Source organism: Bradyrhizobium sp. Unk1, from assembly GCF_059512345.1.
In genome coordinates this window covers 87,174-99,109 of the sequence record NZ_JCAMOP010000006.1, presented here as the reverse complement: position 1 = coordinate 99,109, position 11,936 = coordinate 87,174, and the positions used below count along the sequence as shown (strand labels likewise).

The window sequence follows — 11,936 nt, the reverse complement described above, 5'->3', positions numbered from 1 at the left end:
CAAGCGCGGAAATATTCCGTCGGGCGAGAGGGCAGCGGGTTGGCGCAAGTGGCGACGGTCATGGAACGTCCGTCTGCCTCCTCACCGTCATTGCGAACGTAGCGAAGCAATCCAGGAGTCTTTCCGCGGATGCATTTCTGGATTGCTTCGCTGCGCTCGCAATGACGGGCGCGACAGGCAAAATCCTAAAGGTGTTTTGCCCGACGGCACAAGCGATTTCGTTTTATCGAAACAACCGATTTCGCGAAAACAACCCCATGCACAGTAGAACGCTCGTTGATTTCAAACGGGAAATCGTAGGGTGGGCAAAGCGAAGCGTGCCCACGTCCTGATCGATTCTGGTGGGATGGTGGGCACGGCGCTACGCGCCTTTGCCCACCCTACGAGGCGGCGTCCGCGTCGAGACCGCCCTACTCCGCCGCGATCTGCCTTGGCGCGGGCGGCGGGCTTGCGAGGTCGGCCGCGAGCTGGGCGTAGCGGGCTTTCGCGTCGGCGACGGCCTTCTCCTTGACCGGGCCGTAGCCGCGGATGCGGTCGGGCAGCGACAAGAGCTCGACCGCGGTGTCGACCGTGACCGGCGACAACAGGCCGAGCACGGTAGCGACGTCCTTCTCGTAGCCCACGATCAGATCGCGCTCGAGCTTGCGGTCGGCGCTGCGGCCGAAAATGTCGAGCGGCGTGCCGCGCAGGAACTTGAATTTCGCCAGCACGCGGAAGACCTTCAGCATCCACGGGCCGAAGGCGCGCTTCTTCGGGCGGCCGAGCGCGTCGACACCGCTGCTGAGGATCGGCGGGGCCAGGTTGAAGTTGAACTTGAAGTCGCCCTCGAACTGGTCGCGGAGCTGCTGCTCGAAAGCACCGTCGGTGTAGAGGCGCGCAACCTCGTATTCGTCCTTGTAGGCCAGCAGCTTGGCGTAGTTCACCGCGACCGCGCGCGGCAGCGCATCGTCATAACCGCCCTGCTTGGCGGTATCGCGAACCTGGTCGACCAGCTTGCGATAGCGTTTTGCGAGGCGGCCGCTCTGGTAGGCGGTCAGGTGCTTGGCGCGATGCGCGACGACCTCATCCAGCGTCATTGCGTCGAGCGTCTTCGGCGCAACCACCTCGTCGGTCCCCTTCAGCATGTCGGCGAGACGCTGGGGATCGGCGACCGCGAGGCGGCCGAGGCGGAAAGCCTCCTTGTTCATCTTGATCGCGACGCCGTTGACCTCGATGGCCTGCTCGATCGATTCTGCCGACAGCGGGAACAGGCCTTTCTGATAGGCATATCCCATCATCATCATGTTGGTGGCGATGCTGTCGCCAAGCAGCTGCTCGGCCGGCTTGGTGAAGTCGAAGAACACCGAGTCCTTGTGCAGCGCCGTTTCCAGCAGCCCGTTCAGCTTGCGGGTCTGGAAGTTGAAATCGCGGTTGAGGACGAAGTCGGCGGTGGGAATGACGTGGCTGTTGATGATGCCGCGGGTGCGGCTGGTGTCGCAGAGCGAGATCGTATCCTTGGCGACCGCGACCACCTCGTCGGCGGCGAGCACGAGATCCGCCGTACCTGTGACGATGCGCGAGCAGGTCACCTCGGCCGGATGATCGGACAGGCGGACGTGGCTGAGCACCGCCCCGCCCTTCTGCGCCAGGCCCGACATGTCGAGGATCATCGAGGCCTTGCCCTCGATATGAGCGGCCATGCCGAGCAGCGCACCGATCGTGAGCACACCGGTGCCGCCGACACCGCCGACGGCGATGTTGTAGGGCTTGTCCACCGTCGGCCGAGACGCGGGCTCCGGCAGCTCGCCGATGTCACCGAGATCGGCCGGCGCACGATGGCGCGGCTTGCCGCCGTCGACGGTGACGAAGGACGGGCAGAAGCCCTTCACGCAGGAATAGTCCTTGTTGCAGGACGACTGGTTGATGGCGCGCTTGCGGCCGAACTCGGTCTCCAGCGGCTCGACCGAGATGCAGTTCGACTGCACCGAGCAGTCGCCGCAGCCTTCGCACACCGCCGGGTTGATCATGACGCGGCGCGCCGGATCCTCCATCAGGCCGCGCTTGCGGCGGCGGCGCTTTTCGGCGGCGCAGGTCTGCACGAAGACGATCGCCGAGGTGCCCTTGTACTCGCGGCACATTTTCATGACGTTGTCGAGTTCGTCGCGGTGATACTTCTTCACGCCGGGCGCGATGGTGTCGGCGGGATAGGCATCGGGCGCCTCCGAGACCAGGTAGATCTCGCGGATGCCTTCGGCATGGAGCTGGAACGTGATCTGCTGCGGCGAGAGATCGCCGTCATGGCGCTGGCCGCCGGTCATGGCGACAGCGTCGTTGTACAGGATCTTGTAGGTGATGTTGGTCTTGGAGGCGACCGCCTGCCGGATGGCGAGAAGGCCCGAGTGGAAGTAGGTGCCGTCGCCGAGATTGGCGAAGATGTGGTTCTCGTTGGTGAAGGGCGCGATGCCGACCCACGGCACGCCCTCGCCGCCCATATGGGTGAACGTCTCGGTCGAGCGATCCATCCACAGCGCCATGAAGTGGCAGCCGATGCCGGCCATGGCGCGACTGCCTTCGGGGACTTTCGTGGATGTGTTGTGAGGGCAGCCGGAGCAGAAATACGGAGTGCGGGAGACAGGCGCCGTCGCCTGCATTTGCGTGGCCTGGCGGCCGTTGAACCAGTCGGCCTTGACGCGGAGCATCTCCGCAATCTCGGGGTTGAGATTAAGTCGAAGCAGTCGCTCGGTGATCGAGGTCGCAAGCGAGGCAACGCTGAGCTCGGCGGCGAAGGTCAGGAAGCGCTTGTCGTGCTCGTCCATCTTGCCGACGATGCGCGGGCGGACGTCGTCGCGCCAGTTGAACAGCTCCTGCTTGACCTGGTTCTCGACGATCTCGCGCCGTTCCTCGATGATGAAGATCTCTTCGAGGCCGACCGCGAACTGGCGTACGCCTTCCGGCTCCAGTGGCCAGGGCATGCCGATCTTGTAGAGGCGAAGCCCGATCTTGGCGGCGACCTCCTCGGTAATCCCGAGCTCGCGCAGCGCCTGGCGGACGTCCTCATAGCTCTTGCCCGACGCCATGATGCCGAAGCGGGCGTTCGGCGAGTCCATGGTGACGCGGTTGACCTTGTTGGCGCGCGCAAAGGCGATCGCGGCAAAGCCCTTGTAGTCCTGGAGGCGGCGGTCCTGCTCGAAGCGGTCGTCGGGCCAGCGCAGATTGAGGCCACCGGGCGGCAGCTCGAAATCCGGGGGGATGATGAACGGCTTCATCTCGTCGGTGAGGTCGATCTCGGCGGTGGTCTCCACCGTCTCCGTGATCACCTTCATGCCGACCCAGCAGCCCGAATAGCGCGACATCGCAATGCCGAGCAGGCCCATCTCGATCATCTCGTGGATGCTGGACGGATAGAGATACGGCATCAGCGCCGACATGAAGGCGTGGTCGGACTGATGCGGAACGGTGGAGGACTTTGCACCGTGGTCGTCGCCGGCCAGACACAGTACGCCGCCGTTCTTGGCCGAGCCGGCGGCATTGCCGTGGCGGAACACGTCGCCGCAGCGATCGACGCCGGGGCCCTTGCCATACCAGATGCCGACGACGCCATCATATTTGGCGCCGGGCGAGAGGTTGAGCTGCTGCGAGCCCCACACCGCGGTCGCCGCCAGATCCTCGTTCACGCCGGGCTGGAACTTGATGTTGTACTGCTCGAGATGGTTTCGCGCCGCGAACAGCTGCTGGTCGTAGCCGCCGAGCGGTGAGCCGCGGTAGCCGGAGATGAAGCCCGCGGTGTTGAGGCCATTGGCGCGGTCGCGCCGGATCTGAGCCATCGGCAACCGGACCAGGGCCTGGATGCCCGTGGTGAAGACGTGCCCGGTTTCCTGGGTGTATTTCTGGTCGAGACTGATCGGACCCTGGTTGATACCCATTCTTGTCCTCTTCCGCCCTTTTGAGCGTTTGGCCACTTAAGCCGTTGCCTGCCCGTTGTTTTTAGCTAGGGCGCGCCGACCATCTCTGCCACTCTATGTCGGATATTTAACGCTCCGCATCACAAATCTGGACCAAAGGAAGCGCCGGGTAAAAATCGCAATTTCGTGGCTGCAAAGGCATCAAGCATTTTCAATTTGTGTCACCATACCCCCGCCATCGCGAAACGACGTGAGGCTCCTGTCCGGGCGATTGGTCGCAGGGGAGGCTTTCGATGCGAATGATTCTGGTCGTTGTCGCATTGTGCAGTGCAATTGCGAGCACGGCCCACGCCGCCGAGCCATCGCCGGAGCTGATCGCCTATGGCAAGGCGCTGGTCGAGGCCGGCGACTGCGCGGGCTGCCACACCGCCGATCCGGCAAAGCCATTCGCGGGCGGAAAGCGCATCGATACGCCCTTCGGCGCGATCTACGCGCCGAACCTGACGCCGGATCGTGACACCGGGATCGGCGCCTGGACCGACGCCGATTTCACCCGCGCGGTGCGCACCGGCGTCGCGCCCGACGGCTCGAACTATTACCCGGCCTTCCCCTATCCCTATTTCACGAAGGTGACGAAGGACGACACGCTGGCGATCCGGGCCTATCTTGGAACGCTGGCGCCCGTGGCGAGCCGCAACAAGCCGCCGGAGCTGCGCTGGCCGTTCGGCTATCGCCGCCTGATGCGGGTCTGGAACGCGATGTATTTCAAGCCCGCCCTGTTCGAGCCGGACCAGAGCCAGAGCGCGGCGTGGAACAGGGGCGGCTATCTCGTCACCGGGCTCGGACATTGCGGCGCCTGCCACACGCCGAAGAACTATTTCGGCGCCGACAAAACTGCGCAGGCGCTGTCTGGCAACGAGGTCGGCGGCTGGTACGCACCAAGGCTCGATGGCGCCGCGCGCACCGGGCTGAAGTCGTGGAGCGTCGAGGACATCACGGAGTATCTGCAGAGTGGCCGCAACGCCAAAAGCCATGCCGGCGGGCTGATGGCCGAGGTGGTCGTCGGCTCGACCTCGAAGATGAGCGATGCCGATGTGCGCGCCATCGCGGAATATCTGAAGGGTCTGCCGCCGTCGCGGCGCGAGTCGATCGTGACGCCACCCGACGATGCCGAGATGAAGGCCGGCCAGGCCGTCTACGCAAAACTCTGCATCGCCTGCCATGAAGCCGACGGCTCCGGCGCGCCGCGCATCTATCCGCCGCTGCCCGGCAACGCGCTTCTGCAATCGGTCAATCCGTCCTCCAGCTTGCGCATCATCCTCGACGGCGCCCACACCGTGACGACGCCACGCGCGCCCAACACCGGCGAGATGCCGGGCTATGCCAAGCAATTGTCCGACGCAGAGATCGCCGCCGTGACGAACTACATCCGCAATTCCTGGGGCAACGCCGCGCCGCTGGTGACCGCGGCGCAAGTGGCGAAGGCGCGGAGGGCGCCGTAGCTCTCACCTCCATCATTGCGAGCAGTGAACGAAAGAGCCCTACCGCTCCTCGCCTTCCGTGAACACGAATTTCGGCATCTCCCATTTGTAACGCACCGCGAGCAGGCGGAAGCTGACGCCGAGGACAAACGTCAGGATCGTCCAGAGCTCGGCGTTGAGATTGAGGCCGAAGGCGGTGGCGTAGAACAGGCCGGTCGCCACCGAAACGGTCGCATAGAGCTCGGAGCGGAACAGCAGCGGCACGTCGTTGCAGAGCACGTCGCGCAGCACCCCGCCCGCGCAGCCGGTCACCATGCCGGAGACGATGACGATCGGCAGCGCGGCATTCGTCTGCCAGGCGATGTCGCAGCCGGTCATGGTGAAGACGACGAGACCGATGGCATCGAGCACGATGAAGGCCAGCTTCAGCCGGTGCACGAGCCGCGCGATCAGGATGGTGAGGAAGGCCGCGCCGCCGGCCAGCGCGAGATAGATGGGATGAGCGACCCAGGCCAACGGATAATGCCCGAGGAAGAGATCGCGCAAGGTGCCGCCGCCGAGCGCGGTGATGCAGCCGAGGAAGCAGACGCCGAGCCAGTCCATGCTCCGGCGGCCGGCGGCGAGCGCGGCGGTCATGCCTTGCGCTGCGACCGCGACCAGCGACAACAGATGCAGCACGCTATCGCTCGGCGGCAAGCTCCACATCGCTTGTTCCCTTCCCCATCGATGGAACCGACGCGCACGGTTCCAAAATGAACAGGTTCCCGATTCCTCGCGCAAGGGCAACATGCGACGAAAGCACTAAGGAGGGCGGAACGGAATCTCGCATCTAGGGGTTGTCCAGCTGCAATAATCGAGGAGACAAAATCGATGGCTGACGACCGTTTTCCCAACGATCCGTATCGCCCGAATCTCGCCGATGATGAATATGTCCGTGCGGCGCGACGGGATGCCGAGCTTCAGGCCGATCCCGAGCTTGGCGAAGGCCCCGCCTCCAGCGGCAAGGTAGCCTTGTTCGCAGTGGCGATCGCCTTGGTACTGGGTGCCGTGTTCTACGGACTGAACAACACGAGCACCGGCAACCAGGCGAGCAACACGCCGGCGACGCAGACCGCCCAGCAGGCTCCGCCTGCGAATCCGGCCACGCCTCCCGGCATGCGCGACGTGACGCCGCGCAACAACACCGCCCCCGGCGTGACCACGGGTGCTGCCCCGAGCAAGCCGGCGGCGCCTGATCCGGCCGCCCCGTCCGAGGGCGCGAAGTAAGACAACAGCTGTCGTCGCCCGGCTTGACCGGGCGACCCAGTATTCCACCAGCGGCGGAGATTGAATCGAGAGGCCGCAGCGTACTGGATGCCCCGCTTTCGCGGGGCATGACAGCGAGAGGATGAGAGAGCGGCGGGACCTCACATCCCGCCGCTTTTCGTTCAGCTGAACATCTTGTTGAGTTCGCCACCGGAATAGCCGGTGCCAAGCTCCGTAAAGGTCCCCTTCTCCGCCATCTCCTTCGCGGCGCGCATGAAGCCGCCCCAGGCAGCGCGGGCGAGCGAGCCGCCGACGCTGATGCGGCGCACGCCGAGGTCGGCGGCCTCCTGCAAGGACAGGCCGGACGCGCCGATCAGCAGGTTGAACGGCTTTGGTGCGACAGCCTTCACCACCGCGGCGATGTCCTCGCGCGTCTTCAGGCCCGGCGCGTAGAGGCAATCGGCGCCTGCGTCCGCATAGGCCGTGAGCCGGTCGATGACGAGCTTGAGGTCGGTCACGCCCCACAAATACGCCTCGCACCGGCCGACCAGCAGCGTGCCGCTGTCGCCGATCGCCTTGCGCGAGGCCTTGATGCGCTCGACCGCCAGCGCGCGCTCGTAGAGCGGCTTGTCCTTGTCGCCGGTGGAATCCTCGATCGAGAGGCCGGCGACGCCGGTACGCACACCACGCTCGACATTGTCCGCAACCTTGTCCGGCTCGACGGCAAAGCCACCCTCGAAATCCGCATTCACGGGGATGTCGACGGCCGAGCACAATGCTGCCAGATGCTGACAGACGTCGTCGACCGTGACGTGGTTGTCGGCCTTGCCGATGGTCCAGGCAAAGCCCGCGCTCGATGAGGCCAGTGCCTTGAAACCGAGATGCTGCAACGCCTTGGCGCTGCCGACGTCGACCGGATTGGGCAGGATGAAGCAGCCGCTCTCGTGCATTGTCTTGAACGTGGCGCGCTTGTCAGCGGTTGTCACATGCATGTTTCTCTCCCTTGTTGGCCGCGCAGACATAAGCGCGCATTTTCAAGTGCGCTAGTGCGCGTCGTGCACGGCGCGACTGTCCTTCGGTGCCTGCTCGCGATCATTCATGCCGTAGTCGCGGATGACGCTGGCGATGCGCAGGTGATAATCGGCAAAGATCTTTGCCCTGCCCTTCGCCTGCGTGCGCCGGTGCTCCATCGTGTTGCGCCACGCCTGAACCGCCGCCTCGTCGCGCCAGAACGACACCGACAAGATCTTGCCCTTCTCGGTCAGACTTTCAAAGCGCTCGACCGAGATGAAGCCATCGATGGTTTGCAGGATCGGCTTCAGGTCGGCCGCGAGGTCGAAGTAGTCCTGGCGATGTTCCGGCTTGGGCCAGACTTCGAAAATCACGGCAATCATGGGCGTCTCCTTTGCGTTGGCGGTCTACAATACCACCTTGCGCAGGAAGGTGCGCTCTTCCGCGAGGATGAATTTGTTCTCCTCGGCGAAATGGAAGTTGGCCATGCCGTCCGCGTCCTGCCGCAGCCGGGCGCGATAGGCCTCATAGGCGGCCAGACTCTCGAAGGTGATCAGCGCAAACGCGATGTTGTTGGTGCCCTCATGCGGCATGAAATAGCCGATCAGGTCGCCGCCGCATTTCGGGATGATGGTGAGCCAGCGCTTCGAATATTCCGCGAACTGCGCGCGCTTGAAGGGATCGAGCTGGTAGCGGATGAAGACGGTGACGGACATGGTTGGCTCCTGTGTTTCCACATCGTCATTGCGAGCGCAGCGAAGCAATCCAGGAATCCCTCCGCGGAAACATTTCTGGATTGCTTCGCTTCGCTCGCAATGACGTGTTCGCAGAGACAGACTACGTCCTTGCCCCACCGCAATGCTTCGGCTACCATCGAAGCATGAAATCAGGTCCTGACATCGCCATGATTGCCTCGCTGGTCGGCGACCCCGCCCGCGCCAACATGCTCACCGCGCTGATGAACGGCCGCGCGCTGACGGCGAGCGAGCTCGCGCAGGAGGCCGGCATCACGCCGCAGACCGCGAGCTCGCATCTGGCCAAGCTCGAGGCCGGCGGGCTGATCGAGCCGGAGAAGCAGGGCCGCCACCGCTACTACCGCCTCACCGACGATGACGTGGCCGGCGTGCTCGAAGGCCTTGCGGGCCTTGCCGCGCGCACCGGCCACATGCGCGTGCGCACCGGGCCGAAGGATCCGGCGCTGCGGCGCGCGCGGATCTGCTACGACCACCTCGCCGGCGATCTCGGGGTGCAGATGCTCGATAGTCTACGCACGCGAAACCTGGTCAGGCAGAAGAAGCAGGACATCGAGCTGACGGCCGAGGGCGAGCGGTTTCTCGCAAAGCATTTGCAGATCTCGCCCGACATGCTCACCCATCCGCGCCGCCCGGTGTGCAAGGCCTGCCTGGACTGGAGCGAGCGGCGCCATCATCTCGCCGGCACGCTGGGCGCCGCCATGATGCAGCGTTTCGCTGAGCTGAAATGGGCTGCGCGCGACGCCACGCCCGGCAGCCGCGTGGTGAATTTCACCCGCACCGGCGAGAAGCAGTTTGCGACGCTGTTCGGGACTGGGAAGGATTGATCACGCCAGGTGCGTGAGATCGCACGTTTGCGTGTGAACGAGCACCATCGTCATGGCCGGGCTTGACCCGGCCATCCACGCCTTTAGTGCAGTTCTCGCCGAACCACGTGGATGCCCGGGACAGGCCCTGGCATGACGGAGGTCGTGTCTCCCAGCTTCAACCATTACTCTGAGCCCTCCATGAGCTATATCCTTCGCGCGGCTCTCGCCGCAACCCTCCTCGCTTCCCCGTTCACGTCCGCTTACGCCGCCGACACCACCCCGCGCGAGCCCTATGGCATCGCGCTCGAAGGCTTCGCCTATCCGTATCCCGTGCATCTTCTGCCTGTCATCAACGACGGCGAGCAGCTCAGCATGGCCTATATGGACGTTGCGCCCGAGCGGCCGAACGGCCGCACAATCGTGCTGCTGCACGGACGCAATTTTCCATCGAGCTACTGGGCGCCCGTCATCAAGATGCTCAGTGACGCCGGTTTTCGCGTGATCGTGCCGGACCAGATCGGCTTCGGCAAATCCTCCAAGCCGCAAGGCGAATTGCACTTCGACACGCTGGCGCGCAACACCATTGCGCTGCTCAATCATCTCAAGATCGACAAGGCCGAGGTCATCGCACACTCGCTCGGCGGTATGCTGGGCGTGCGCATCGCCCGCGCCTATCCGGAGCGTGTCGCCCATCTCGTGCTGACCGCGCCGATCGGGCTGGAAGACTACCGCCTCTACGTGCCGCCGACGCCGACCGAAAAGATCATCGAGAGCGAGGACAAGCTCACACCCGACGGCTACCGCAAGCAGCTCCAGACCAATTATGCGATCAAGCTGCCGCCGGACGCGATCACGCCGTTCGTCGATGCCCGCTTCAACATCAAGGGCAGCCCGGATTATCCGCGCTGGCTGCGCGCCTATGTCAGCTCCGGCCAGATGATCTATCGCGAGCCGGTCGCGCACGAAGTCGCGCTGATCACCGAGCCGACGTTGTTCATCATGGGCGCCGACGATCACAACGCGCCGGGCCGGCCAAACGCGCCGGAGGCATTGCGCGCGAAAATGGGCCAGAACGCGGAGCTGGCAAGGGCGCTCGCCGCAAAGATGCCGAACGCGCGGGCCGAGGTGATCCCGGACACCGGTCACCTCGTCTTCCTGGAGGCGCCGGAGAAGTACAAGGAATTGGTGCTGGGCTTTCTCGGTCGCTAGAGCGTTTTCGAGCGAAGTGGATACCGGTTCGCGTCAAGAAAATGCGTCAGAACAAAGAAGCTGGAGCACCGTTCCGATTCCATCGGGACGGCGCTCCAGCGCCATTGCTGTCGCCTGCAGCCGCATGCGGATAATGTTCATGCCGCATTCAGGTCATGATTGGCAGGTTTGGATCGCGACGTGTCGGCACGTCCCCAGATTTAACGTGTCGAATCGTGTCTTTTGATTCATTGTGCGCCGCAAGCGCCAATCCCCTAAAAATCTGCCCCAAAAACCTGCCCAAGGACAAGAGGAAGATCACATGAAATACTTGTTTGCCGCCGTGATGCTTGCCAGCGCGGTCGTCGGTTTCAGCGAGGCGGCCAGCGCCGCCGGCGGCTGCGGCCCCGGCTGGTACCGCGGCGCCTATGGCGGCTGCCGCCCGATGCGCGGCGCGGTCGTTGTGCGGCCCGGCCCCGTGGTGGTTGCCCCGGCGCCGGTCGTCGTCGTGCCCCGCGCCCGCGTCTGCCCGTACGGCTTCCGTTGGTGGGGTGGCCGCTGCCGCCCGATCTGATCTCGTCTCTTCGCGTTACAAAGTGGCCGCGCGGTGAAAGCCTGCGCGGCCATTTTCGTTTGAACGCCTGACGTCCCATGGTGGAGGATCCGCGGCGAATCAAAACGGGCACCGCAATTGCGGTCCCCGTCGAGACTCGACCGATGCGAGCTTACCAGTGATGGCGGCGGTGCCAACGCCGGCGATGCCAGCCCCAATGACGGCGCCCCCAGCCGCGGTGGTGGCCATGCCAGTGCACCTGTTCGGGCGTCAGCTTGGCGGCTTCCTCACTGGTGGTGACAGCGGGACGAGCGTCGGGATTGCCTTGCGGCGCGCGCGCGGGATCACCGAGCGGCTGCGGCGCCAACGGCGCAGCTTGTGCGGTTGCAGTCAACGTCGCGGCTCCGGCCGCGACGCCGAATGCAAGTTTCAAAAAGTTCCGGCGCTCCATGACATGTCCTCTAGGCTATCGAGCAAGTGATGCAGAGGGAGTGTCGCGGTCACGACATGAACGGAAGCTGAATCGCATCTTCAGATTCATGACATGGGTGTCAGGGACAAGCGGACCACGGGACTCGGTGTGGACTACGCTCCAGAGTCCTGCTTCGCAAACTCCTGCGCCAGCACCAGCGTCTCGCGCGTGCGCTTCACGTCGGGCCAGTCGCGGTTGAAATCGGCGACGAGCTGCTTCAACGCATCGCCCTTCAACATCGCAGCCAGCTTGGCCTCGTCATCGAACTGATACATCGCCTGATGCAGCGAGGGATCGTCCAGGCTCCAGAACCGCCAGGCTTTGCTCACGCCGAACGCCTTCACAGCGTCCGGCACATGCTCGGTCTCGTACCATGTGTCGAAGGCGGCGCGCTTGCTGGCGTCGGCGACGGTGGCGCGAACGACGAAGTAGGCAACAGGCATGTGTTTCCTCCCGTTGTTTGGCCGCAGCATGGACGGCTATAGTCGCGGCAACAAAAAACCCGCGCGACGGAACTTCATGATCGCGCCGATGGGGGAAGGAA

At 64.3% G+C, this 11,936-nt stretch carries 12 protein-coding genes; 5 read left to right on the top strand and 7 right to left on the bottom strand.

The window, feature by feature from the left end:
- Nucleotides 1-410: 410 nt before the first annotated feature.
- Complete coding sequence (locus AC5ZFO_RS09560) at nucleotides 411-3,902, bottom strand: indolepyruvate ferredoxin oxidoreductase family protein (protein WP_496122005.1); 3,492 nt, start codon at nucleotides 3,900-3,902, stop codon at nucleotides 411-413.
- Nucleotides 3,903-4,174: 272 nt separating this feature from the next.
- Between AC5ZFO_RS09560 and AC5ZFO_RS09555 the strand changes: the two genes are divergently transcribed.
- Nucleotides 4,175-5,383 (top strand): c-type cytochrome, encoded by a 1,209-nt coding sequence (locus tag AC5ZFO_RS09555; protein WP_282521034.1) that lies wholly within the window; start codon nucleotides 4,175-4,177, stop codon nucleotides 5,381-5,383.
- A gap of 39 nt (nucleotides 5,384-5,422) precedes the next feature.
- On the opposite strand, the gene AC5ZFO_RS09550 is transcribed toward AC5ZFO_RS09555, so the two are convergent.
- A complete protein-coding gene (locus AC5ZFO_RS09550) occupies nucleotides 5,423-6,067 on the bottom strand; it encodes a trimeric intracellular cation channel family protein (RefSeq protein WP_282521035.1) in 645 nt (214 codons plus the stop codon).
- Nucleotides 6,068-6,232: 165 nt separating this feature from the next.
- On the opposite strand from AC5ZFO_RS09550, the gene AC5ZFO_RS09545 reads away from it, so the two are divergent.
- Nucleotides 6,233-6,628: a hypothetical protein gene (locus AC5ZFO_RS09545; RefSeq protein ID WP_282521036.1), complete on the top strand. Its 396-nt coding sequence runs from the start codon at nucleotides 6,233-6,235 to the stop codon at nucleotides 6,626-6,628.
- 161 nt (nucleotides 6,629-6,789) lie between these two features.
- Here AC5ZFO_RS09545 and AC5ZFO_RS09540 read toward each other — a convergent pair whose 3' ends face one another.
- Genes AC5ZFO_RS09540 through AC5ZFO_RS09530 form a run of 3 tightly spaced genes read right to left on the bottom strand, consistent with a single transcriptional unit; the run spans nucleotide 6,790 to nucleotide 8,334 of the window.
- Nucleotides 6,790-7,599, bottom strand: a complete 810-nt coding sequence (locus AC5ZFO_RS09540) for an isocitrate lyase/PEP mutase family protein (protein ID WP_063982628.1) — start codon at nucleotides 7,597-7,599, stop codon at nucleotides 6,790-6,792.
- 51 nt (nucleotides 7,600-7,650) lie between these two features.
- The gene (locus AC5ZFO_RS09535; protein WP_028151163.1) at nucleotides 7,651-8,001 is read right to left on the bottom strand and encodes an antibiotic biosynthesis monooxygenase family protein; all 351 of its coding nucleotides are present in this window, start codon (nucleotides 7,999-8,001) and stop codon (nucleotides 7,651-7,653) included.
- Nucleotides 8,002-8,025: 24 nt separating this feature from the next.
- Nucleotides 8,026-8,334 (bottom strand): NIPSNAP family protein, encoded by a 309-nt coding sequence (locus AC5ZFO_RS09530; protein ID WP_282521037.1) that lies wholly within the window; start codon nucleotides 8,332-8,334, stop codon nucleotides 8,026-8,028.
- Between the two features lie 164 nt (nucleotides 8,335-8,498).
- Between AC5ZFO_RS09530 and AC5ZFO_RS09525 the strand changes: the two genes are divergently transcribed.
- From AC5ZFO_RS09525 to AC5ZFO_RS09515, 3 genes are all read left to right on the top strand, one after another.
- Nucleotides 8,499-9,197: a winged helix-turn-helix domain-containing protein gene (locus tag AC5ZFO_RS09525; protein ID WP_028154913.1), complete on the top strand. Its 699-nt coding sequence runs from the start codon at nucleotides 8,499-8,501 to the stop codon at nucleotides 9,195-9,197.
- A 180-nt stretch (nucleotides 9,198-9,377) separates the two neighbouring features.
- Nucleotides 9,378-10,388, top strand: coding sequence for an alpha/beta fold hydrolase (locus AC5ZFO_RS09520; RefSeq protein ID WP_282521038.1), 1,011 nt, complete (start codon nucleotides 9,378-9,380; stop codon nucleotides 10,386-10,388).
- A gap of 301 nt (nucleotides 10,389-10,689) precedes the next feature.
- On the top strand, nucleotides 10,690-10,941 hold the full coding sequence (locus AC5ZFO_RS09515; RefSeq protein WP_282521039.1) for a GCG_CRPN prefix-to-repeats domain-containing protein: 252 nt from the start codon (nucleotides 10,690-10,692) through the stop codon (nucleotides 10,939-10,941).
- A gap of 151 nt (nucleotides 10,942-11,092) precedes the next feature.
- Here AC5ZFO_RS09515 and AC5ZFO_RS09510 read toward each other — a convergent pair whose 3' ends face one another.
- Nucleotides 11,093-11,371, bottom strand: coding sequence for a twin-arginine translocation (Tat) (locus AC5ZFO_RS09510; RefSeq protein ID WP_282521040.1), 279 nt, complete (start codon nucleotides 11,369-11,371; stop codon nucleotides 11,093-11,095).
- 134 nt (nucleotides 11,372-11,505) lie between these two features.
- Nucleotides 11,506-11,835, bottom strand: coding sequence for a hypothetical protein (locus AC5ZFO_RS09505; protein WP_282521041.1), 330 nt, complete (start codon nucleotides 11,833-11,835; stop codon nucleotides 11,506-11,508).
- Nucleotides 11,836-11,936 lie beyond the last annotated feature (101 nt).

What these genes read in the sequence shown, in the direction of transcription:
- AC5ZFO_RS09560 (WP_496122005.1), bottom strand. Translation starts at nt 3,902, where the DNA reads ATGGGTATCAACCAGGGTCCGATCAGTCTCGACCAGAAATACACCCAG.
- AC5ZFO_RS09555 (WP_282521034.1), top strand. Translation starts at nt 4,175, where the DNA reads ATGCGAATGATTCTGGTCGTTGTCGCATTGTGCAGTGCAATTGCGAGC.
- AC5ZFO_RS09550 (WP_282521035.1), bottom strand. Translation starts at nt 6,067, where the DNA reads ATGTGGAGCTTGCCGCCGAGCGATAGCGTGCTGCATCTGTTGTCGCTG.
- AC5ZFO_RS09545 (WP_282521036.1), top strand. Translation starts at nt 6,233, where the DNA reads ATGGCTGACGACCGTTTTCCCAACGATCCGTATCGCCCGAATCTCGCC.
- AC5ZFO_RS09540 (WP_063982628.1), bottom strand. Translation starts at nt 7,599, where the DNA reads ATGCATGTGACAACCGCTGACAAGCGCGCCACGTTCAAGACAATGCAC.
- AC5ZFO_RS09535 (WP_028151163.1), bottom strand. Translation starts at nt 8,001, where the DNA reads ATGATTGCCGTGATTTTCGAAGTCTGGCCCAAGCCGGAACATCGCCAG.
- AC5ZFO_RS09530 (WP_282521037.1), bottom strand. Translation starts at nt 8,334, where the DNA reads ATGTCCGTCACCGTCTTCATCCGCTACCAGCTCGATCCCTTCAAGCGC.
- AC5ZFO_RS09525 (WP_028154913.1), top strand. Translation starts at nt 8,499, where the DNA reads ATGAAATCAGGTCCTGACATCGCCATGATTGCCTCGCTGGTCGGCGAC.
- AC5ZFO_RS09520 (WP_282521038.1), top strand. Translation starts at nt 9,378, where the DNA reads ATGAGCTATATCCTTCGCGCGGCTCTCGCCGCAACCCTCCTCGCTTCC.
- AC5ZFO_RS09515 (WP_282521039.1), top strand. Translation starts at nt 10,690, where the DNA reads ATGAAATACTTGTTTGCCGCCGTGATGCTTGCCAGCGCGGTCGTCGGT.
- AC5ZFO_RS09510 (WP_282521040.1), bottom strand. Translation starts at nt 11,371, where the DNA reads ATGGAGCGCCGGAACTTTTTGAAACTTGCATTCGGCGTCGCGGCCGGA.
- AC5ZFO_RS09505 (WP_282521041.1), bottom strand. Translation starts at nt 11,835, where the DNA reads ATGCCTGTTGCCTACTTCGTCGTTCGCGCCACCGTCGCCGACGCCAGC.